Source organism: Paenibacillus sp. 22594, assembly GCF_052044425.1.
Lineage (GTDB): Bacteria > Bacillota > Bacilli > Paenibacillales > Paenibacillaceae > Paenibacillus_AQ.
This window is the reverse complement of sequence record NZ_JBQENA010000007.1, coordinates 345,422-367,323: the sequence shown is the minus strand read 5'-3', so window position 1 is coordinate 367,323 and position 21,902 is coordinate 345,422. Positions and strand designations below refer to the sequence as shown.

Here is a 21,902-nt window from a genome sequence, read left to right as displayed (position 1 = left end):
GCTGAGGAGGAATCACTTATGGCCAACATCAGCCAGAGAATCGTTCCGCATGTACAGTGTGTCCTGGCAGCCGATGCTTATGAATTCCGAAGATGAAGAACGGCCTGCTATAGTGCCGTCATTTTCATTCGTCGGGGATAAGTTCGGGAAGGCGGAAGAGGTGATTTCCTTCTATTTATCCGTATTCAGTCATTCCCGGATACTTATACAATTCCAGCAGAACCCCCGCCGGATTGTGGCTCTGCATGTCCACGCCTCGGCTCCATATGGAGTATCAGTGAAGACACCTTGAGGGCTTGAGGGGTGTCTTTTTCATTTCGGCGGATGTTTTGGGCGATATGTGGCGGTTGAAAAGCTTGTTGCGACGCGGTTTCTGAGGCTTGCTGTTAATGGATACAGTGAGTTTCACTGAGCCTATACGGAGACAGAAGGTTTTGGCCGCCACGTAATCAATGTAAAAAAACTGGAGGTATTGACTCCTCGCGGATTTTTGAATTGTAATACCTTCAGAATTCGTAAAATCAGTAATAGACTGACCCAATAATAAAAGCAGCGGCAGCCATGGACGAGAAAATAAAGTCCTGGACTACCGCTCTATTTGTCTTACCTATAAGGGTCTATTTCTTTAGCGGTAAAAAAGTGATTTAAATGCCAAGAAACATCGTTGCTTTCATACCCGATGAGTGCCCATCGTATTGACGAGACATTAGCATAGAATCTTGACCTATCGATAAATGTGTTAATGCCTTCATAATAATGACTAATTCTATTAACGATTTCCTCCCCTAATGTATCAAGAATCACACCAACATCATGAGCTGGATCGCCGGTGCCGGAAACACCAAAATCAATTATGCCAACGACTTTGTTGGATGCTTCTAGGATGTGGTACGGAGCTAAATCCCCGTGTATCAATACCGGGTCATAATCAAGAAACTTCTCGTTGATAAATAGGGGCTTGAAAATATGGTTTATGTGTTCAACGACATAACTCTTCATATGCGGAAATAGTTTATCCTCAATTCTTGAATATAACTCCAGATAAGAATCCCTTGTACCATTACCGGGAAAGGAACTTATATCGTGTTCTTGTATCTCACCTAGAGGAATTGAATGTAACTGAGATAAAAACCGGCCTATCTGTTCAGCAAACAAATTGAAGTGGTCTACATGTAAGTTCATAATATTACTTCTAAAAATAGGATTGCCTTTGATCAAGGAATATTTCGACACTCCTTCATCGATAATTTCTAAATTGGGTACAGGCATTTCCACATATTGCTTTATGATTTGAATAACTCTAAATTCATTAAGTAAAAGGTGTTTACTAAAGTCGGTTTTTGCAAACCGAAAGACTTCATTTCCGTTAATAATGACAATGTCGTTGTGTAGGCCGTCAGTCAAATTTGTTTGAATGTTACTGATTTTTATATTGGGATATTTTACCTTTATATAATTAATGTATTTTGATATTTTCTCATCCATGAATACACCCACTCCTCTCATAATGAAGGCACAAGGGTAACGGTTGCTCCTCATTTTTATAAGACGGATATAATAGTTTAACTACACATACAACAATTCTCCTAACGTAACATAATGGTAATTATTTCAAATTATATTATAATTGACACTGCTGTCGTTTCAAAGGACTTCTATCACCAATGTAATTTTCATTGAAACAAAATTGCCCATTAGTTAAATATAATCCCCTTCGGAGCGGCGTCTCCGCCCTCCTCCTTGCTTCACTTACTACAAACTGCTTTCGTTAGCTTCCAGTGCTTCAAACGACAACCTGATTCAATCTGATCGGTTTTACACATCTTTGCAAGGTTCAGAACCCTTGAAAAATGATATAATAATAATGAATGGAGCTGATGCCGCTGGATTTGCTGGACCCGCGTGTGGATTTTGTATTCAAACGGATATTTGGTAGTGAGAACAATAAGGATGTGCTGCTGGCGTTTCTTAACCGCATTTTTACGGAAGCTGGCGAGCCGCCGCTGACTGAGATCATTCTGATGAATCCTTATACGGATAAAGACGATCCACTCGACAAACAATCCATTTTTGATGTTTATGCCAAGACCTCTGAAGGTAAACTGATTGATATAGAGATGCAGCTGTTTAATAAGTACGACATAGAGAAAAGAACGCTTTTTTATTGGAGCAAACGGTATGCGAGTCAACTCAGTGAGGGTGAGAAGTATCTAGAGTTGAAGAAATGCGTAACGATCAACATTTTGAATTATTCGTTCTTGAAGAATGAGCAATATCATAACGTATTTCATCTGCGGGAAGACCGGACAGGGATATCCTTGAATGACGACATCGAGGTTCATTTCTTGGAATTGCCGAAGCTAGATGAACATAGTGTTTCGTCTGAAGGCGGATTGATCAATTGGCTATTGTTCCTGAAAGGTGCCGATACTTCACAATGGGAGGTGCTGAAGATGAATGAGCCAGGATTGGAGAAGGCAATGGATACCTTGCAATATTTGAGTCAGGATTCAGAGGCCAGACGGTTGTATGAAGCCAGACAGAAGTATTTGCACGATGAGGCCTCCATGCTGGGAAGTGCAGAAATGGAAGGTATAAAAAAAGTGGCCAAGAATATGCTAGACTTGAATCTGGACATAACGACCATTGTAAAGGCAACTGGATTAACAGAGCAGGAAATTAATGCTTTGAGAAACTAAAGAACGTGGGAGCATCCTATGAGCGGATGCTCCCTTTTGTTATTATTGATGCCTCGCGTTTGCTGCTCTTCATTACTTTCTAACAAGGAGCAAATTGCAGAGCTAATGATTTTTACAGTGGAATGTGGAGTAGACTTTACGCTTTCATATGGAGACATAGATGAAAAATTCTATCGTACTATATCAAGCATATATGAACAAGCTTTAAAGTATATTGTGGACAATCAATTAGAAGAAGAGTTTGTTGATCGATGCAACGAATTGACGCAGAGCAGTCAGGGTATTGGCTGGGGTTTTGGAGATTGGATGATGGAGTTGTATAGTGATTATTTAGGACACATGGATGAAGAAGAAGACCTTAAGTAGCGTATACGAACGAATTATTTAACTATAAGGATTGTGTTATAATATTATAAAATAAATTCGAAATCCGAGCGAGGTGCTATCCTAATGCTGCCCCAAAGAGAAGAATTGCAACGGTTATTGAAAAAGGCCAATCAGCATGCAGTCGCAGAGGCCAAAAAGGCTGGAGCCTCCATTTATTATATAAAAGACGGCAAACGGATACGTGAAGATGCCACTGGGCAAAAATTCGAGATTACTTACGATGTAGCCGGAAATCGCACTGAGCTTATTAGTCATGACTGATCGGGAGTCTGTAATGACGGTTTTTGCTGGCACTAATGGAGCCGGGAAAAGCACAATCAGTTTTCAAATGAGGGATTATGTTGGAACCATTATTGATCCTGACCAGATTGCCAAAAGGATTAACCCGGAGGACCCCAGAAGTGCAGACCTGTCTGCCGGACGAGAGGCTGTAAAGCAAATAAGGGAATTAATCGGGCGAAAAGAAAATTTTGCTATAGAAACTACTCTGTCGGGAAGTTTTGTTTTACGTCATATGAAGACAGCTAAAGAACAAGGTTATAAAGTCGTCATGTACTATATTGGTTTGCAGGATGTGCAAATGCATATTGATCGGGTAGCTTCAAGAGTGGAACAGGGAGGGCACTGGATCGCCGAAGAAGATATTCGGTGGAGATATGGTCAATCGTTGAGTAATCTGAAGCCTGCCTTGGAGATTTCAGATGAAGTCACCATTATCGACAATACTAGTGAACCTGAGGTTGTGGCAGAGATCAAACGTTCACAGATTAGCTTTTGCCGTGATGAGATTCCTACATGGGCTAGGGGAGCTTTGGAATTGTACTTGTATTAAGTTGGTCCAAGTTAGGGCCAATTAAGTGAGAGCAAGGGATTTATACGTCTTTGCTAACCGGCAACTATGTACAGTTCTAACAGCGGTTTCCGTCGAATTGTGGCTCTGCATGTCTACGCCTCGGCTCCATATGGAGTATCAGTGAAGACACCTTAATTGGTGTCTTTTTTCATTTCAGCGGTTATTTTGGACGATACGAAGTGGTTAAAAAGCTTGCCGCTACGCGGTTTCTGGGGCTTGCTGTTAATGGATACAGTGAGTTTCACTGAGGATATCTGTATCTGAAGTGGTTAAAAGTGTCCAAATGGATTAGGGGGCTAAAAAGACATTAACCGCTAGTTTTTAGGTTGAGCCTAAACTTTTTTTGATAATAAGTGAGAACATTGAATGGTTTATTGCATCTTAGAAGCAGAACAGCAAGAGAGGAGGGGAGAAAGATTGGATATTAATGATTCGGAACTCAACATAATTAAGGATATCATAAAAGGGAATAAGGAAGCCTATGCCTTCCTAGTAGACAAATATAAAAATAAAATATATGGTCTTCTATTAAAAATGGGCGCCTCTCCTGAAGATGCCCAAGATATTACACAGGAAACCTTTATAACTGCTTATAGAATGCTTGGGAGCCATCATACCGACCGTAGCTTTGCGGGATGGATCTATACCATTGCAATACGTACGCTACAGGAAAGATACCGGGGACAAAAAAGGCTTGAACATCAAGCAATCCCTTCTGATTTGCCGAGCACGCTCCCTAATCCTGAAAATGAAGTAATATATCAGGAAAATAAATCAGAACTTAACCGTATGGTCAACAAGCTTCCACACAATTACAAATTTATACTAATGCTACGATATACAAATGATTTGACCTATGAGGAAATGGAGAAAATCACGGGAATGAGCAGTAACCAAATTAGAAATGGCTTGCATCGAGCTAAGAAAAGACTTCAAAAAATGATTTTAAAGGAAGGAGTCGATTTAAATGAAATGCTGGAGCATTACACAGATGGAAGAGTCCCTTATTAATCGAGATCTGAACAAACTGGAGAAGCATATTGAAAGCTGCTCTTCTTGCAAGGATTCCTACGAGCTGCTGCTGCGAGAACAAACGGACTGGTCTAATGCCCTATTTACTGCTTCATTGCCTTCTTCTTTCACCAAAAGGGTTATGGAAGTATTACAAGAAACGGATATAGCCGGCGTTGGAGAGCAGGTACATAATGATATGTATTCTCCAAAAAAAGCAGCTCGCAGAAGCTATACAACTTTACAACGATGGACTAGTGCAGCGGCTATACTGCTCGTATTGTGTGGATCGCTTATATATGCAAGTCCATCATTAGCTGAAATCGTACGCTCAATGTTTGTGTCTGATGCTGTACTTGACCCGGGATTACTTCAATCGAAAGAACTAGGGCTTATTCAGAACCCAAGCATAAGTGTTAGTGATAATGGATACAAGATACAGGTAAATGAAGTTTCGGCAGACGCGACAAGACTCACTATTGCATTAAAAGTTACAGACCGATTTGGCAAAGCAATTCTCAATGGATTTAATCCGGAACAAATCACCGTTAAAGATGAGACGGGAAACTCGGTAGGTCTATTGCGCTCTCCTCTTGGTACCAATGAGAAAGTTGATGTTTTAACCTACATTTATAAGGGGGAATTGAACTCCTCGATACTTACTGTAGAAAGCCAAATTGACCGGATTAGACAAGACGAAGGAGATTGGGGGTTTTCCTTTGCCGTGGATCTATCCAAAGCCGATGCTCTAACGAATGTTTACAAATTGGTTGGACGATATGTTACACCGGATGGATTGATTATACAGATGGACAAATTAACTCATACTCCTAGTGGAGTTAAACTGGAATTCACAACATCACTGGGCGAACAAAAAATAAATAAAGTTCCAACAGAAATGGAAGAGAGACAGACACTAATGTTTCATTTTGAAAATGAACATGGCGAAACAATATCCAAAGTAAACGAAACAGATTCAATTTCTATGTTGGCTGGGGAAACATCAGTACGAACCGATAAAGGCATTCATTGGGTGTATACATTTATTGACATGCCCTTTGACACCCAAGAGATAAAAATGGTTTTTGATGGATATTCAATTCCTGAAACAAGCGATGAAAAGATAATTATTTCACCTTTTGAACTCAAAAAAGAAAGTGCTATGTTTAGCGGTTCAGGCGATAAAATGTGGTTTAAATCGTTTAGTCTTTCTGAAGAGCCTGGTCAGAATGAAACAACACCGATTGGAGTTCTGGAGGTCAGAGGTGAATATTATAATACGGTGAACCCACTGATTGAACAATGGATGGCAGTTGATGATGAAGGTAAAAAATATAATATAGAATATCGTGGGCCAATTGACCTTAATAGCAAGTATCTGAATGGGAAATTTATAATCAAGGGCTTATCTTATACGCCTAAGAAATTGATTCTTTCGCGTAATGTTATTGATCGTTATTACAATAATGTTGAGTGGTCCTTTGACTTACCAAAAGGAAAGAGAATTCCTGGATTGGAGAATAACGTACCCATAAAATATTGGAGATAAGGAATAGCCAGTAGCATTAATAATAATGCTGCTGGCTTTCTACGAACGTTTTGGATCAAAAGTATAGGCTCAAAAATACAACCTCAGTTCGATAGGATATCGGAACTAAGGTTGTACAAAGGCTTTATCGTAAATATAACTATTAGTTAATTATAAATATTGAATGCGCCGTTGCAACTAATGGAGGATAGATTCTTTACTAAAACCTTATAGGTTGCGCCATTAACAACATTATTAAATTGCATATTGAACCATTGCCCCGATTGGTAAACAGTGCTGTAGTAAGATAAAGCACTTGCCGTACTATAGCTACTACTTCCTGTTTTAAGCATAAGGTCATATTCAATATAGGCTTGCTGGGAGAAGTCAGAAACGGGTTGCTGCCAACCGTTAATCGTCAGGTTGTAGAGAGAATTATAGGTGAAGTCAGATCCAGTGTACGTAGAGCTTCCACCTGGAAGGGTCCAGCTACCAGTATTTATAGTCGAAAATACAGTTACTTTGTTAATTGAATCGATAGGCGAGTTTATAATTTCATAATACCAATTGTCATTACTGTCTTTAAGAAATGCGACTTGTTCTAGATTCAACTGCCAGCTATTATCTTCTTTTACAACATGAATGGGATATTTAGGGTAGTCTACGTTGTCATCATAAGTAACATCGATGTTTGCTGTGTATTCGGTATCAGATAGTTTCTCCACATCAGATACTTCAAAGGAAAGCAGTTGCTTTGATGGTCCTCCTAAATAATATTCCTTTGTCTCTTGATCTGGAAAATAGCTATCAGTAGAAGTATTGAGCATTGTTGATAAGTCATGATTTTTTTCGGCTGTATAGTATGTTTGGATTGTATTGATTACATCAGCCTCCTCTTGATTAGAATCAGCATAAATACTAGTCGGAGCAATAAAAAATGATGCAATAACTAGAGACAGGCCTAATTTCTTGAGATTCATAAATACACTCTCCTTAAATCTAAATCATCACACTTCGCCGAATTGTGGCTCTGCACGTCCACGCTTCGGCTCCATATGGAGTATCAGTGAAGACACTTTTCAGGGTGTCTTTTTTCGTTTTATCGGTTGTTTGGACTAGACGTGGCGGTTATTAAGCTTACTATGATGTGGTTTTTGAGGCTTACTGTTAATAGATACAGTGGGTTTCACTGAGCCTATACGGAGACGGGAGGCTTTGGCCGCCACGTAAACAGTGATAATTACAATTCCCTTCGGCGATGAGAATTGTACTAATCTCAATCCCCTTCTCGGTAGCCGTTTCTTGTTCAATTCTGGAACCTTTATTTATTAGTTCACTGACTGGGTTAAAGTTAAGTTGGGGGAGAGGCCACTTGTGTACATGTCATGAGCATCTACTCATGTAAAATATGAATTATTTCAATTTGCATTACTGTATAATGACATTTATCTAAAACAAGAAGAATACAAGGTTTAGCAGAATCGAGAAGGATGCAATCATAATTTTATCCGACTATTGTGGAGGTATGGTTATCATGAGTAGAAGTTTTCTTCTTTTGTATGGAGTCGGCGGCAGTGGGCCCGATCATTGGCAAAGATGGTTACATCAAGAGCTGGTGAAGCAAGGTGAACAAGTCTATTTTCCTGATTTTCCAGACAAGGATCAGCCAGATAAGGATGTTTGGCTTGACTATTTATCTTCTGTTCTTGAAGAAATTCCGCAGGAGGAAGAAGTAATCGTTGTAGCTCACAGTTTAGCGTGCATTATGTGGTTTCACTATGCGACTTCACATCCGAAACGAAAAATTCAGCGGGCGATTCTGGTAGCACCGCCTTCGCCATTTTTGAAATATGAGCCTGTGATGACGTTTTTCCCTATACCGGAAAACTTGGCTGAGATTGCAACGGTGGCGGAAAAGACGCTGTTTGTTTTATCCTCAACAGACCCTTATTGTTCGGTAGAAGATGTTTCTCAATATTTAGATTTAGGGGTCCCTTGCGTTATGTTGCCTAAAATGGGTCACATCAACGTAGAAGCGGGCTACGGTCCATGGCCGTGGATTCTCGATGTGTGCTTAAACCAGCAAGTTACACTATGAAAGAGTGGACGAACAAGGTGCTTAATGATCAGTGATTCTGATCAGAGGTTATAGCTCAACATTGAAACGAACTCATAAAGTCAGTGACCAAACTGATCCAATAATACAAACAGCGGCAACCCTGGACGCGAGAATAAAGTCCTGGACTGCCGCTGTTTTTTAACTATAAAAAAGAGCTTCGGGGATCGGCCGGAGGCCTGACTCTGGTTTAGAAGTTAATACCCGATATTTCACACCTCCCATCCTGCGGTTGTGGGGAGAGAACAATATGGCTCTTTACGTCTTACCCCATGATAACCCGTACGGTGTTTTCTGCCTGCATTTTGGTGAGAGGAATTAGGTCACCTTGAATTTCCTCACCGTTAATGACGATATGGGTAACTCCTTTTTGTACGCTGTTCTTGTTCTCCACCTGAATGTTCAGCTTCAATCCGCGGAATTCCCGCACCATGGAGAAGTCTGTCCAATCGGAGGGCACGCACGGATTGATCCGAAGGCCATCGATCTGCGGTTGTACTCCCATGATGCCCTCCACTAGAGAGACCATTACGGTCGAGGCAGTTCCGGTGAGCCAGTGGACATGTGCCCGGCCTTGATAGGGACTATCTTTAGACTCAACGAACTGACCATGTACGTAAGGCTCAAGTTTGCGGACTTCGGCTTTATCGTTCATGCTAGCCGGGCTGCAGTTCAAGAAATACTCGAACGCACGTTCACCGTTGCCGATCATCGTTTCCGCCAGAATGAGCCATCCCTGCGGCTGGCTAAAGATGCCGGCATTTTCTTTGGTTGACGGGTTGAAAAGGGCCATCCGTGCTACGGGCAACCCATATTTCCGGAATGGCGGATAGAATAGCATGGTGCCATAATCGGTACGCAGATTCTCGTACACTTTGTCCATAGAGAGCTTCGCCTGATCCGGGCGGGCAGCGCCGCTTAATACGGCCCAGCTTTGCGGATTCAGCCAAATTTTTGCCTCATCGTTCTCCCAGGACCCAATGGTATAGTTGTCTTCGGTGAACCCGCGGACGAACTGATTGTTCTCCCAAGCATGCTTCTGAATGTTTTCATCGAGCTCATCGAGCAGGCATTGTGCCCACGCTACGTCGTTAGGCTTGCTCTTATTTTGTGCGATTTCAATGAACACTTTGAAGGCCATATACAGTTGGAAGGCGACGAACAGTGATTCACCCTTGGCTCCAAGACGCAGACAATCGTTCCAGTCCGCATGAAGCCCGACTGGCATACCGTGCGCACCCATACGGTCAAGGCTAAATTGAAGGGCCTGGCGCAGATGCCCATACACAGTGGCCTCACCTTTATCTGAATAAGGTATCACTTCATCCATAAAGGCCCAGTTGCCGCTTTCATTTACGTATTTGATGACCGTCGGGAACAGCCATAAGGCGTCATCGGCACGATAATGGGGATGGCCGGTCTCCCGTACGTATTCCGGATCATCTGGTGTGCCCTCATACCCCGGGTTATGATCGAATTTTACCAATGGAAGACCACCGCCGTTGGAGACTTGGGCAGAAATCATCAGTCGCAAACGCTCAAGAGCCATCTCATGGTCCAGATGAATGATGCCTTGAATATCCTGCACGGTATCCCGATAGCCGAGTCCGTTACGCAGACCGGAGTATTGGAAGGAGGCCGCACGTGACCAGATGAAAGTGATGAAGCATTGATATGCATTCCAAGTGTTGATCATGTTGTTCAGATTGTCGCTTGGTGTCTGGACCTGGAAGCGGTTAAGCTTACTGTGCCAGAATGCCTTCAATTCTTCAAGTTCCTTGTCAATAACGGACAGATCCTTATAGCTGTTGAGAATTTCGGACGCACCTCGCTCATCATACTGTCCCAGTAAAAATGCGATTTCCTTCTCTTCTCCCGGCTGCAAATCTACGTTGATCTGCAAGGCACCACAGGAGTTGGTATTATAGTTCAGCGAGTTGGCGCATTGACCGTTTTCAACAGAGGACGGATTTCCGTAGCTGCGGTAATCACCCAGGAAGGTATCCCGGTCGCCGTCGTAACCAGTAACTTCCGCGCCTGCGGCGCCGAAGAATCTCCAACTCTGATCCTCGGGAACATTTTCATTGATGGACTGAAGGATCATATTATTTTTATAATAGGTCCGTGAAATAAACAGTGTGTACTGAAGGTTGACGGTATCCTGCTCGTAGTTGTTATTGTTGGTGAATTCAACAAACCCGAACAGAGCCAGCTTGCGTGCCTTGGAGCTATCATTGCGGACCTTCATGCGCCATACTTCATAGGATCTGTTCAGCGGCACGTAATATAATGATTCTGTATGAATGTTGTCATAATCCGAGACGATGTTCGTGTATCCGGTTCCATGATGGCACACAGATTTGTACTGTTCCAGATCTTTGCCCACCGGCTGCCAGGAGCCGGACCAATAATCCCCGTTCTCCAGATCTCTCACGTAAATGTAGCGTCCCGGTTCGTCCTTGGAGTTGAAGTGGTACCTTATATGCCGCCCGTTTGCTCCAGATTTTACAAAGCTATAGCCTCCTGCGTTTCCAGAAATGATGGCGCCGTATTCCGGAGATCCGAGGTAGTTCGCCCAAGGTGCAGGGGTATTCGGTTTTGTAATGAGATATTCTTTGTTCTTTTCATCAAAACAACCATATTGCATAACCATTCCTCCTATTAAAGTGGCTAACTGACCATTTGTAAACGCGCGTTCACAAATGGGTATAATATCCAATCTCAATTTTATTATAAGATAGTTTCAGTTAGTCTATAACCCCATATTTAAGAAAAAAACAACAAAATATTGAGTGTTTTTTCTAGCGTAATACACCTTTCCACTTCAGATGAATATTGCTATCTCTATAGTTACACTCTTAGAAGCTTATGTGGCGTTATCTTCATTCAGTAGCAGGGTTAATTCAAGCGGGAAATTCATTCAACAAAATGGAAGTGAGATTCCGGTGAAGTGAGATTTTAGAGTTATGCTCATAGTGAAATCATTCTGCTAAAATAGGATCATATAAATCATGTGAGGTTGATCGAAATGGAATGGGTCCGAAACATCCGCTACGGTTCTCGAAATCGGGTAACGGCTAAGTGGAGAGACAATATTCCACTCACTATATAAAGTTACCAGATCCCGAGCAGCCCAATTAAGAGTCGAGGAGGCTTTATTATATGGGAACAGAAGCAGAGCAGCAGTTAAAAGATGGCCCTAAAATCCGCAAAGAAAAAGTTATTGTTTCAAAAATGATCCGTATATATTGTAAGAAAAAACATCATAAAAAAGAGCTCTGTGGCGAATGTCAGAACTTAAATGAGTATGCTATGAAAAGACTATCCCACTGCAAATTCGGTGAAGAGAAAACGGCTTGTGCGAAGTGTTCTATTCATTGTTATACACCGGTTTACCGTCAAAAAATCAAGGAGGTTATGCGTTTTTCAGGTCCATGGATGCTGCTGTATCATCCGTTAGAGTCGATAAGGCATATCCCAATACCGGATAAGTTAAGAAAATCAATTTCACGATAGCTATCTTAGCAAGTTGCGTGGTTTCAAACCCTCCAATAAGACACCACCCCATAGACCATTTGTTATACTGACGTCCTAAGACTTATTTAGGAGGTTAGAACATGGTATTACAGGTTAGAAATTTAACCGTTACATACGGTCAGAAAAAGGCTGTCGATCACATTAGCTTTGAAGTAAAGTCGGGGCAAGCCTTTGGATTACTAGGTGCGAACGGGGCGGGGAAATCTTCAACCATTGCTGCAGTGCTTGGTATTGAAAAGAGCACTTATGATGAGCTTATTATCATTGGTAAGTCACCAATACGCAATCGAAAGGAGATATTTGAACAAGTTGGGGTGCAGTTTCAAGAAACCAATTTTCAAGATAAGCTAACCGTTTCCGACGCATGTGAACAATGGCGGTCACTCTATAAAACAACAGCTGACTTATCTGCTTTACTACAAACCTTTGGGTTGGCAGATAAGGAACAGCAACTGGTTAAATTACTTTCTGGTGGGGAGCGACAGCGGCTGGCCGTACTCCTTGCCCTAATTCCAGAACCGAAACTTGTGTTTTTGGATGAACTGACAACAGGGCTTGATACAAAGGCACGTCGTATGCTGTGGAAGCAGCTCGCAACGATGAAGGAAGATGGTTTGGCGATTGTATTAACATCACATTACATGGATGAGGTTGAAGCGTTATGTGATGAGATATTAATCCTGCGGGAGGGCCAAACCGTTTTTCATGGAACCATTCAGGAAGCATTAGTCGTTAGCGGGAAAACAACGCTCGAAGACGCATATTTATTTTTGGCCGGCGAGGAGGAATACTGGGGATGAGTACAATGTTTACGCTCTTAAAAATAGAAGGTAAGCTGGTATGGAAAGGCATTGATATTTTAATTTTCGGTATATGCTTTCCGGTCATTTTGGCGGCTTTGTTTGGTTACGTGCTTAGTAAAGATGCATCGGCAGGTTCATCTAATTTTGAATTATCTTACGCAGCCGTTATCACTATTGGTGTGCTTGCAACGGGCGTAATGGGGCTACCATTAACCATTGCTGATTATCGGCATCGGGGTATTCTGAAACGGTTCCAAGTGACACCGGTATCACCTTTACAGATTTTATTTGCCCAAGGTATCATTCAGCTTTCCTCTGCCCTTGTTTCATTTATGGGTGTTACTCTCGTATATTATTTATTTTTTGATTATCAAATAGTAGGATCCTGGCTTATATTTTTGAGCGTGTATGCCTTTGTTATTTTAGCCATGTACAGTATTGGCACTTTAATTGGAAGTGTCGTACCTGATCAAAAAGCAGCTAATATGTGGAGTTCTATTGCGTACTTTACGATGTTATTGTTCTCAGGTGCGACCATTCCATATGAAGTGATGCCACGCTTCGTTCAATGGATAATGGATATATTACCCCTGTCACATGGGATTCATTTATTAAAGCTGGTAAGTACAGGCAGAGAAACCGAGGGGATGACAGTGCCGTTTTTGATTTTAGGCATTGTTACTGTGATCAGCTTGATTGGGTCATTCAAATTTTTTAAGTGGAAGTAGGGTTGAGGGATGTACCAAACCAAAGAAATTGCAGCAATTGTCGGGGTACATCCCAACACTGTTCGGATTTATGAAGAATGGGGGTATATCTCTGCTGTTCCGAGAGGTGTGAACGGCTACCGCATGTATTCCGACTTGCATTTATTTCAACTAAAAATAGCTAGAATCGCTTTCCGTTGTGAAATTGTTCAAGGGCTCATTCGGGCAAAGGCTAGAGCCATAGTTGAAGCTAGCGGTAAAGCAGATTTTACTCAAGCACTAGAATATGCACAAGCCTATTTGTCCCATCTAGAAAAAGAGTATAACCGGGCGCTAGAAGCTATTGAACTTTCGGAACAGTGGATATGTGGAATAAAGTCTACACCTACTCCAACGTATACACGCAAAGAGACTGCTCGGGTTCTGGATCTCTCCACTGAAGTGATTCGAAATTGGGAACGCAATGGATTAATAACAGTCCATAGGCTTTCCAATGGCTCCCGGGCATATACAGAAAATGAAATAAAACGACTGAAAATTATTCGGACCTTAAGGACGGCACATTATTCGATAAGTTCAATCCTTCGGTTGATGAATCAAGCAGAGAACATGAGGTGGACTAATCTTAATATTAAGAAAGTGCTCGACACACCAGAAGATCATGAAGACATTATTTCAGTGACAGATCGATTAGTCTATTCATTGGAACAAGCCATTGAGTCTGCAAAGGAGCTTATAGGGATACTAAGGGCGAAACTGAAGCAAACCAAACGTAAACAACCCCCCATCCTGGTAACAAGTTAAGGGATTGTCCTTTTATTTCAGATTACTTGATATGCGAAGGGGTCGTTTTTTGAATATGAACCAAAATGTCGAATTGCTCTTGAAGGGAAACATCATCATCATATTGCGGTACGTTAGGAATGATCTGTGCACCGCCATCCAAGAATGGCTGCTTTTCTTTTGCCCATTGTTGCGCGGCTCCATTCAATTTGCGAAGATCTAACAGGAACTGATCGTAATGAACTTGTCCAAGCATATGATTGGAGCTGTTCTCGTTCTTCTGAATGGTATCCGCTCCAATCTTATGTTCACTGAGTGATATAAATGCCGTGAATTTACCTTCTGTGGTGGTGGAGCCAATGGCTACATATTGATTACCTACACGTTCTTTCAGAAACTCCCCGGCGACTTTAGGATACATCTTCTCGGTGATAACACCTTTAGCGATGTGAACATTGTGCCCCCAAATCATCGTTTTGCCGCCCAATTTTTCTTGAGCCCAAACAGCGTGCTCGGCTAGATACTGATCATGCAGCTTTACTATGCTCGGATAGTCCGCCGGAATCACCATCTTCGTAAAATTCTCTATCACCTTAGCCGTCTCTTTCACCCAAGCTAGCTCGTATGAATCCGTCTCATTATTCGACTTCGTTTTGTCTTCAAGTAGTTTGACTACTTTTTGCGCATTAGCCATATGTTTTTCTTTCACTTCAGTAGTCAGCTTCATGTATTCCTGTAGATTACCTGCCGCCGATGATAACTCTTTGTAGCTTTGCTCGACTTCGGGCAGCAAATCAGGATGATGCTCTTTTACATAGTTGATCACTTTATCGAAGACACTTTGATCCAGCATTTTTAAGTCGAGTCCGATGAATTGAATTTTCTTTTTATTTACAGGATCAGAGTTGTATTCCCGCATCCATTCTACCATAGCGACGATCTCATCCGTTGGGTACAGCAGCTTCAAAAACTCCCTAGGGTCGCCTTTTCCCGTTTGGATATACTCGTTCAGCTTTAAACCGTTGCCCCAATCCTCTTCAATCCCAAAATTGGTGAATCCCAGCTCAGTGACCAAATACTTCACGAGGCGATGCTTCATCATAAAAATCTCCGAGCTTCCGTGAGTAGCCTCTCCCAAACCAACATAATTTGCATTTCCTATCATGTCTTTTAGCGGTTTTAAATCATCCAATGGTTGTTTTGGATCTGACGTCTTCAGCTGCTTCGCCTGCAATTGGAGTGATTTTGCAATACTGTTTTGAGATATTTGAGCTGTCTCAACGGGTTGGGTTGTTCCTATTTGATCCGTCTTTTCAGCTGGTCCTGTACTGCAACCTGTAGTTAGAATCGCTGTACTTAGCATTACGGCAACTCCACCGTAAATCATTTTCCTTCTATTGTTCATGGTATTCACCTCTTGGATTTTTTTGAAGTACGACTCTTTCTGCATACCAGCATACGGGGGCGTCTTCAGTAGTCCAATTGTCATTCACTCATAATCATTTAAGCTAGTTACAAATCTTCACTATTTCATGTGACATGCAATGCTCGCTTGTATTGATCAGCGCCAACATATCACAAAGAAAATGATGACATGTTGTCACTGGTGGAAATGACAGCTGTGCGGTTAGTATCGGGCAGTAAGCAACCGCACCAACCTATTTTTTAAAGAGGAGCTGATTCACCTATAGTAAACCGTAGTTGACGGAAGAAGCCAAACATACAAACCGCTATTTCACGGAGAGGAGCGATGAGCCTTATGAAATCAGGTTTCATCCAAAATGGTTGTTTTTTATTATTAACTTTCGTTACAGGCCTGTTTTATTTTTGCTTTTATATGGTAGCTCTGTCGTTCAGTTTAGGTCTTTCACTTATAGGAATCGGTATTCCACTATTTACACGAGTATTGCGAACTACGACAACCTTCATCCAATTCGAACGCACGCAGACGAAAATTTATACAGATATTACGACAGCACCTTACGATAAAAAAATAACAAAGGACGCATCGATTTGGGTTCATGCCAAATTAGAACTAACGGATCGTCGCAATTGGCTCGCCGTCTTTTGGTTAATGCAGAAGTTGGTGATCGGACTTGTCAGTCTCGTCAGCGTAGCCGTTCTCTATTTAACACCGGTTGCATTCCTGTTAGCACCAATTTTGTATCGGTACATCGATATGAATGTCATTTTCATGCAAGTAGATACTTTTGCGAAATCACTCCTTATCATGGTTCTGGGAGCGGTGCTTGCCGCAATAAGCGTCAAGTTGGGTGACCGGTTGGCGAAAACATTCGGAGGCTATACGCGAACCATGATTCAACAGCTTGACCGATAGCTATTTTTGGCCGACCTTTATGCAGGTGACGGAGCGTAAACAGCCAATTACACACTGTTCAAAGGTTTGGGTTATAATACTATAGGAAAAAAACAGATAGCTGCTTAGGGGTTGAAGGAATTGCTGGAAATGATCAAAAAATGGTTTTGGTATGATTGGATTATGCTTGGGCTCCGCCTTATTACTAGCGTTTCGCTCATTCTTACGACGATCAGATTTCAGGAAGGTCTAATACTGCCTTTAGGGATCGTTATTTTTTGGGAGATTGCCGCTTTCTTCATTCCCTGGGTTTGCTTGCAGCTTAACTACAAATATTATTTATTCACAGAGATACTGCTCTTTGGCGGGCTATGCGTACATTTAACCTCGTTGTTTCCAGAAGCTTTCCCTTCATTTCTTGTATCCGTCTTTCTGATCGCAGCGAATAGCGCTCGTATGTCCTATCATTGGACGGCACCTGCAACGGTCCTGATAATACCCGGAATTTTTTATGTTGTTTCGCCAAATTACAGCTATTGGATCATGGTAATCTACTACGGACTTGCTTATGTGATGGGGTTCGCTTTTCATTTATTGACCGTCAATCATCGGCAAAATGAAACGATTCGTAAGCAAAACGCGGTGCTTGAGCAATATATGTCCCAAATCGAGCGTATTACGCTGGCAGAAGAACGAAACAGGCTGTCGAGAGAGCTTCACGATACTGTCGGTCATGCATATACTTCCATCATCATGGGAATGGAAGCGTTCCGGTCCGAGCTTGCTACTGAAAAGGGTATACAGAGGCTGGATTCCTTGCTTGAGTTGGGCCGCAAAAGTATAGAGGAGGTGAGGGGCTACTTGCATCAAATGGAGTCTTCAGAGCAGTCGCTTTCCTTGGTCCAGTCTCTCCAAAAGCTTGGAGATGAATTTCAGGAGCATGCCCGGGTCGAGGTAAACTTTCGTGCGTTCGGAGAGGAGTCCCGACTGTCCCGACAAGCGAAAATGGCATTCATTCGCTGCTTGCAGGAGTCGCTTACGAATGCAGTTCGTCACGGTCAGGCGACGGATATCACCGTTTCTTTGCAATTTGGGCACCAAGATACAAGACTGGAGGTGCACGACAATGGAAGAGGGATGGAAGAATGGCAGGAGGGCTTCGGCATGAACGCGATGAAGGAGCGGGCCATGAATTTGCAAGGTCAAGTGCTCGTCTATACGAAACCAGGGGAGGGTACGCTTGTCACCTGTACGTTGCCGCGGCAAGCGGAAATGGAGAACGACCTTATTCAGCTGATGATCGTCGACGACCAACCTTTTATTCGGGAAGGTCTGCAGTTGCTGCTCGACAAGTACCAAGACTTGAAGGTAGTCGGCTCGGCAGAGGATGGCGAACAAGCCGTCGACCTGTGCGGACGCCTCCAGCCTCACGTAGTGCTAATGGATTTGGATATGCCACGCATGAATGGAGCCGAGGCAACCAAAATGATCAAGCAGCAATGGCCGCATATTCGCGTTTTGATTATCACGACGTTTCAGGATGCGGAGCAAGCGTTGGACTTATTGCGCAGTGGTGCGGACGGCTTCCTGCTAAAATCAGCCGAACCGTTAGAGCTGGCCGATACCATCCGGCTTGTTCACAGAGGAGGTACATTAATCGATCGAGGGATGTCCCATGAAATATTCAAGAAGCTCGATAAGAGCGTCGAATCAACGCCATTGAAAGCCACCAACGACTATGACCTGACTAACAGGGAAATAGAAATATTGCAGCTTGTTGCCAAAGGATTCCGGTACAAGACGATAGCGTCCAAGCTGTATTTGTCGGACGGCACGGTCAGAAACTACGCCTCCTCGGCCTATATTAAGCTAGGAGTACGCAACAAGGAAGAAGCCGTCCAGAAAGCATTGGAGAGCGGGATCATCATTAGCTAGAACTCGAAGGAATAAACGGAATGAACAGACAACTGAATTTGAGAGAGCCGTTTCATGGCTGGGCCCCCCCTTTTCCATGTTGGGGATGAAAGCTAAATGGTACAGTGAACTGTACCAGAAAGATCCGCATCACGGGTATTGTTTTTTTACACCTCCCGTCCTAAGGTTGTGGTGCGAGAGCGATATATGGGAATTAGAAGACAAGTTTGTAGATCGATGCAACGAGTTGATGCAAAGCAGTCAGGATATAGGCTGGGGTTTGGATGAAGAAGACCTTGAGTGGCGTATACGAAGAATTATTTAACCATAAGGATTGTGTTTAAATATTATAAAATAAATTTGAAAATCCGAGCGAGGTGCTATTCTAATGCTGCCCCAAAGAGAAGATTTGCAACGGTTATTGAAAAAGGCCAAAAAGGCTGGAGCCTCCATTTATAGGTGTCCGCATCCGACCGGTCTGTTGCGATAAGCAAATCCGAACCGTCAATGGCCAGTAATCGATATCCTCGGTAGCGCTTGACATCTGTGTAGGTTTGTGTGAATTTGTGAAACAAGAATTCTACAGTAGAGGGCAGGATTTTATTCCTCTGCTGGACAAAAGCAGAAGTGGTTGCGGTGTATACATTGTAGCCCTGCGATTCCAAGAGTTCCTTATATAGGCTGTTTCCTCCTCATTTCTCGTTGTTTCAAGGGGCTCCGCCACGCGTTTTTATTTGCTTTTCAAGTCTTCTTCTTCTTTTTTTTGCAAAAAAGAGCGGGCTATCTTTTCGATAACCTGCTCTTTTTTATGATTTTTGGCTCTACGCTTTAACTTAATGACATTGCCCTTTAGGGGTGTCTTTTTTGCTTTATACGCCCAGCATGGGCGTTATCTCACGGGTGAAAGTCCCGAGCGGGGGCTGCAAGCGCCTACCGTTAGCGAAGAGCGAGGGTGTTCGCCGTGAGGCGGAATCTGAAGGAAGCTAGGGGCAAAAGCACGTCCTGAGGCACACGAATCCCATTTGAGGCGGTTGTAGCCGGATAAGTCACCAAATCATGACGAAATCCCATTCTCATTATCTAGAATTCTGCCACACAAAAATCGCTGGACTGTAGGTGAGAAGAAGGGGAGATCTCCTATTCATTTTAGAAATGAACAGGGGTGTTATGCTATTGGTAATCATTTAATGTAACGGGAATGGATCCAATTAAAATCACTGCATTCTTATCACTATATTTCTGGAACCATAATACTTCAAAGGTTAAGGAATCAACATGCAGTTTAGTGAACTCGCTCTTAGGAAAACTCAGGCCCAATTTAAATGTTGCTAAAGTATCACTAACACTGACTTGTTTAAAATCAATAGTCTTACGTAGAGAAATTAAATCATCAGGAAGAATTATATCAACATCTTGCTCCGCACTTTTCTCTTTGTATTTAAATTGAGCAGAATAAGTGAGTTTGCCTAATTTATTTTGGAAGTTTCCTGAATCAAGGAACTTAAGTTTGTTTTCGGGTACGTTTTCTTGTGATACATACTTTTGTAAATTGTATTGACCCGTATTAATTGTAACTGTCTTTCCATTATCCAGGGTTAGTTTTGCCTTGTTGAAAGAAGGTACAAATTCATTCAAAGTGAAATAAAGCTTGTTATCAAGAATGTTAGGAGAATTAACAGTAGTTTTATTGGTGACCTGCTCATTATCTTGAATAAGAGAAATTTTTTTAATATTCATATTGTCTACAGAATAGGGTAGAAAAAGTGTGATTTTTTTATTTGCTGCTGCGGGACTCTCTACAAACAGAAGATAATTTAATTCATTAAGAGTATAAGATTGAATTTTTTTAAGAATAGTATCTTCAAGCTGATCTTTTTTTGTAATATTTTTCTGCGAAGTGCAAGACACAGTTAGAATTAGAATTAGAATTAGAGGTATTAAAGTAAGCAATCGTTTCAATAGCGCACACATCCTTATTTAATATGAAAAAAGAGGCCACTTTATTTAAAGTGACCACCACTATGTTCATTCTATTTATTTAGAAATAGGGTTAGACCAGAACCAAAACTCTGAGCCTCCATTTAAATCAACGCTAGATGAATGGAAAGTTTCGTTGATCCATTTAGTATCGTAATATACATAATTACGCTTAATGGTTTTTACAGCACTTTTTAAAGAGTACACATGATATCCTTCAGTGGTAAACTCTTGAGTAAATGTTTTGGAAAAAGTCTGTCCTACAGCTAAACTCATGGAAGCTTTTGCAACAGCAGAAAACCCATATTCAAGGCTGCCAGTTAATGTTGCGGTTAATGAAGAGGTTGTTTGAAGCGTGATTTTAATTTTACTCGCAGAGACATTGTTGTAAGTATCTAACTCTTGTCCTGAATAATATGTCTCTGATCCCTCCATAATCCAGGTGTCTGTAGGTGGAGCTAATAATGAAATGCGATTACTAACAGAGGGCTCGGAGATCTGTTCTAGTTCTTCTTGGGAGGCGTAGGGGATACCATCAATGTATAACTTGCCATTTTCATCATGTGTTTCAACAGGTGCTCTAAAGTGTCCAGTAACCTCAGTGTCTTCTGATGCTGCAAAAGCAGATGTGGAGATTGCACTTGATAATAACAATGTTCCCAGTAAGATTTTGGCTGTTTTTTTCATGATAACAACTCCGTTAGTAATATTTGGTTGGCCAACCCATTTCCAAATATATCATATAAACCAAAAAAATACATCTATTTTTATTTTTAATAGATTTTTTATAATAATGGATATTATTAGTAAAGGAGGAAATCTTAAAGGATGTAAAACTGGATAAATGTGATTTTGGACTGCAAGTCCTCTCTCGGCTTCATATGTTAAATCCAAAACAAAGACGAAGAGGAACTTTACCATTAAAGAAATGTGGTAGGCTGAAATTTACATATTTTTATCATTTATAATATTATATGTATGGAAATTTAGGAGAGGGATCCGTATGAGGGCAGGAATGATAGCGTGGGCTTCCCCTTATAAGGATTCTCAGCCACTATACAATCAGCTTTTGAGCTAGTATCGATATAGCATTCAGTCCGTGCATTCGGGTTTCCTGATGATGAAATCAAGCATTTAAAATCGGGATTTTAATAATATACACTTGTAGTTAATTGTATTCCCAGTTGCGATGTGGTCCGGCGACGTTGACCAGGAAAATATCAATTGACTAAACCATGATGCTTTTCTTATGGGCATTGATCGCGATACA

General features: G+C 41.8%; 20 protein-coding genes. 14 read left to right on the top strand and 6 right to left on the bottom strand.

Annotated features, from left to right (window positions below; translation table 11 throughout):
- Positions 1-49: 49 nt before the first annotated feature.
- On the top strand, positions 50-292 hold the full coding sequence (locus ACTJKB_RS22640) for a hypothetical protein (RefSeq protein ID WP_440836621.1): 243 nt from the start codon (positions 50-52) through the stop codon (positions 290-292).
- Between the two features lie 311 nt (positions 293-603).
- On the opposite strand, the gene ACTJKB_RS22635 is transcribed toward ACTJKB_RS22640, so the two are convergent.
- Positions 604-1,485: a phosphotransferase gene (locus tag ACTJKB_RS22635; protein WP_440836620.1), complete on the bottom strand. Its 882-nt coding sequence runs from the start codon at positions 1,483-1,485 to the stop codon at positions 604-606.
- 383 nt (positions 1,486-1,868) lie between these two features.
- Here ACTJKB_RS22635 and ACTJKB_RS22630 point away from each other — a divergent pair, with 383 nt between their 5' ends.
- From ACTJKB_RS22630 to ACTJKB_RS22605, 6 genes are all read left to right on the top strand, one after another.
- Positions 1,869-2,699: an Rpn family recombination-promoting nuclease/putative transposase gene (locus ACTJKB_RS22630; protein ID WP_440836619.1), complete on the top strand. Its 831-nt coding sequence runs from the start codon at positions 1,869-1,871 to the stop codon at positions 2,697-2,699.
- A gap of 36 nt (positions 2,700-2,735) precedes the next feature.
- Entirely contained in the window at positions 2,736-3,065 is a 330-nt protein-coding gene (locus tag ACTJKB_RS22625) for a DUF6155 family protein (RefSeq protein WP_440836618.1), read from the top strand.
- An 84-nt stretch (positions 3,066-3,149) separates the two neighbouring features.
- Positions 3,150-3,347: a hypothetical protein gene (locus ACTJKB_RS22620; protein ID WP_025708165.1), complete on the top strand. Its 198-nt coding sequence runs from the start codon at positions 3,150-3,152 to the stop codon at positions 3,345-3,347.
- Between the two features lie 13 nt (positions 3,348-3,360).
- Positions 3,361-3,918: a zeta toxin family protein gene (locus ACTJKB_RS22615; RefSeq protein WP_440836617.1), complete on the top strand. Its 558-nt coding sequence runs from the start codon at positions 3,361-3,363 to the stop codon at positions 3,916-3,918.
- A 438-nt stretch (positions 3,919-4,356) separates the two neighbouring features.
- The gene (locus ACTJKB_RS22610) at positions 4,357-4,950 is read left to right on the top strand and encodes an RNA polymerase sigma factor (RefSeq protein ID WP_440836616.1); all 594 of its coding nucleotides are present in this window, start codon (positions 4,357-4,359) and stop codon (positions 4,948-4,950) included.
- Positions 4,907-6,499: a DUF4179 domain-containing protein gene (locus ACTJKB_RS22605; RefSeq protein ID WP_440836615.1), complete on the top strand. Its 1,593-nt coding sequence runs from the start codon at positions 4,907-4,909 to the stop codon at positions 6,497-6,499. Before ACTJKB_RS22610 ends, ACTJKB_RS22605 begins: the two co-directional genes overlap by 44 nt.
- Before the next feature lie 146 nt (positions 6,500-6,645).
- Here ACTJKB_RS22605 and ACTJKB_RS22600 read toward each other — a convergent pair whose 3' ends face one another.
- Positions 6,646-7,458, bottom strand: coding sequence for a hypothetical protein (locus ACTJKB_RS22600; RefSeq protein ID WP_440836614.1), 813 nt, complete (start codon positions 7,456-7,458; stop codon positions 6,646-6,648).
- Positions 7,459-8,012: 554 nt separating this feature from the next.
- Here ACTJKB_RS22600 and ACTJKB_RS22595 point away from each other — a divergent pair.
- Entirely contained in the window at positions 8,013-8,576 is a 564-nt protein-coding gene (locus ACTJKB_RS22595) for an RBBP9/YdeN family alpha/beta hydrolase (protein ID WP_440836613.1), read from the top strand.
- A 283-nt stretch (positions 8,577-8,859) separates the two neighbouring features.
- Here the strand turns inward: ACTJKB_RS22595 and ACTJKB_RS22590 are convergent, their stop codons facing one another.
- Positions 8,860-11,241 carry a GH36-type glycosyl hydrolase domain-containing protein gene (locus tag ACTJKB_RS22590; RefSeq protein WP_440836612.1) on the bottom strand — a complete coding sequence of 794 codons (2,382 nt, stop codon included), beginning with the start codon at positions 11,239-11,241 and terminating at the stop codon, positions 8,860-8,862.
- Between the two features lie 515 nt (positions 11,242-11,756).
- Between ACTJKB_RS22590 and ACTJKB_RS22585 the strand changes: the two genes are divergently transcribed.
- The 4 genes from ACTJKB_RS22585 (at position 11,757) to ACTJKB_RS22570 (ending at position 14,445) form a co-directional block, all read left to right on the top strand.
- Positions 11,757-12,110, top strand: coding sequence for a nitrous oxide-stimulated promoter family protein (locus ACTJKB_RS22585; RefSeq protein WP_440836611.1), 354 nt, complete (start codon positions 11,757-11,759; stop codon positions 12,108-12,110).
- Positions 12,111-12,211: 101 nt separating this feature from the next.
- A complete protein-coding gene (locus ACTJKB_RS22580) occupies positions 12,212-12,931 on the top strand; it encodes an ABC transporter ATP-binding protein (protein WP_440836610.1) in 720 nt (239 codons plus the stop codon).
- Complete coding sequence (locus tag ACTJKB_RS22575) at positions 12,928-13,662, top strand: ABC transporter permease (protein ID WP_440836609.1); 735 nt, start codon at positions 12,928-12,930, stop codon at positions 13,660-13,662. Before ACTJKB_RS22580 ends, ACTJKB_RS22575 begins: the two co-directional genes overlap by 4 nt.
- Positions 13,663-13,671: 9 nt before the next feature.
- A complete protein-coding gene (locus tag ACTJKB_RS22570) occupies positions 13,672-14,445 on the top strand; it encodes a MerR family transcriptional regulator (protein ID WP_440836608.1) in 774 nt (257 codons plus the stop codon).
- A 22-nt stretch (positions 14,446-14,467) separates the two neighbouring features.
- Here ACTJKB_RS22570 and ACTJKB_RS22565 read toward each other — a convergent pair whose 3' ends face one another.
- Complete coding sequence (locus ACTJKB_RS22565) at positions 14,468-15,829, bottom strand: erythromycin esterase family protein (protein ID WP_440836607.1); 1,362 nt, start codon at positions 15,827-15,829, stop codon at positions 14,468-14,470.
- 354 nt (positions 15,830-16,183) lie between these two features.
- Between ACTJKB_RS22565 and ACTJKB_RS22560 the strand changes: the two genes are divergently transcribed.
- Positions 16,184-16,762: a sensor domain-containing protein gene (locus tag ACTJKB_RS22560; RefSeq protein ID WP_440836606.1), complete on the top strand. Its 579-nt coding sequence runs from the start codon at positions 16,184-16,186 to the stop codon at positions 16,760-16,762.
- Between the two features lie 120 nt (positions 16,763-16,882).
- The gene (locus ACTJKB_RS22555; protein WP_440836671.1) at positions 16,883-18,676 is read left to right on the top strand and encodes a response regulator; all 1,794 of its coding nucleotides are present in this window, start codon (positions 16,883-16,885) and stop codon (positions 18,674-18,676) included.
- 1,149 nt (positions 18,677-19,825) lie between these two features.
- Here ACTJKB_RS22555 and ACTJKB_RS22550 read toward each other — a convergent pair.
- Both ACTJKB_RS22550 and ACTJKB_RS22545 read right to left on the bottom strand, forming a co-directional pair.
- Positions 19,826-20,614 (bottom strand): hypothetical protein, encoded by a 789-nt coding sequence (locus tag ACTJKB_RS22550; RefSeq protein WP_440836605.1) that lies wholly within the window; start codon positions 20,612-20,614, stop codon positions 19,826-19,828.
- Between the two features lie 75 nt (positions 20,615-20,689).
- The gene (locus ACTJKB_RS22545) at positions 20,690-21,319 is read right to left on the bottom strand and encodes a hypothetical protein (RefSeq protein ID WP_440836604.1); all 630 of its coding nucleotides are present in this window, start codon (positions 21,317-21,319) and stop codon (positions 20,690-20,692) included.
- Between the last annotated feature and the right edge of the window lie 583 nt (positions 21,320-21,902).

Bases quoted from the DNA above. Each gene is read 5' to 3' on its own strand.
- ACTJKB_RS22630 (WP_440836619.1), top strand. From the start codon at position 1,869: ATGGAGCTGATGCCGCTGGATTTGCTGGACCCGCGTGTGGATTTTGTA.
- ACTJKB_RS22595 (WP_440836613.1), top strand. From the start codon at position 8,013: ATGAGTAGAAGTTTTCTTCTTTTGTATGGAGTCGGCGGCAGTGGGCCC.
- ACTJKB_RS22590 (WP_440836612.1), bottom strand. From the start codon at position 11,241: ATGCAATATGGTTGTTTTGATGAAAAGAACAAAGAATATCTCATTACA.
- ACTJKB_RS22600 (WP_440836614.1), bottom strand. From the start codon at position 7,458: ATGAATCTCAAGAAATTAGGCCTGTCTCTAGTTATTGCATCATTTTTT.
- ACTJKB_RS22570 (WP_440836608.1), top strand. From the start codon at position 13,672: ATGTACCAAACCAAAGAAATTGCAGCAATTGTCGGGGTACATCCCAAC.
- ACTJKB_RS22585 (WP_440836611.1), top strand. From the start codon at position 11,757: ATGGGAACAGAAGCAGAGCAGCAGTTAAAAGATGGCCCTAAAATCCGC.
- ACTJKB_RS22560 (WP_440836606.1), top strand. From the start codon at position 16,184: ATGAAATCAGGTTTCATCCAAAATGGTTGTTTTTTATTATTAACTTTC.
- ACTJKB_RS22640 (WP_440836621.1), top strand. From the start codon at position 50: ATGTACAGTGTGTCCTGGCAGCCGATGCTTATGAATTCCGAAGATGAA.
- ACTJKB_RS22620 (WP_025708165.1), top strand. From the start codon at position 3,150: ATGCTGCCCCAAAGAGAAGAATTGCAACGGTTATTGAAAAAGGCCAAT.
- ACTJKB_RS22580 (WP_440836610.1), top strand. From the start codon at position 12,212: ATGGTATTACAGGTTAGAAATTTAACCGTTACATACGGTCAGAAAAAG.
- ACTJKB_RS22605 (WP_440836615.1), top strand. From the start codon at position 4,907: ATGAAATGCTGGAGCATTACACAGATGGAAGAGTCCCTTATTAATCGA.
- ACTJKB_RS22615 (WP_440836617.1), top strand. From the start codon at position 3,361: ATGACGGTTTTTGCTGGCACTAATGGAGCCGGGAAAAGCACAATCAGT.
- ACTJKB_RS22635 (WP_440836620.1), bottom strand. From the start codon at position 1,485: ATGGATGAGAAAATATCAAAATACATTAATTATATAAAGGTAAAATAT.
- ACTJKB_RS22575 (WP_440836609.1), top strand. From the start codon at position 12,928: ATGAGTACAATGTTTACGCTCTTAAAAATAGAAGGTAAGCTGGTATGG.
- ACTJKB_RS22565 (WP_440836607.1), bottom strand. From the start codon at position 15,829: ATGAACAATAGAAGGAAAATGATTTACGGTGGAGTTGCCGTAATGCTA.
- ACTJKB_RS22545 (WP_440836604.1), bottom strand. From the start codon at position 21,319: ATGAAAAAAACAGCCAAAATCTTACTGGGAACATTGTTATTATCAAGT.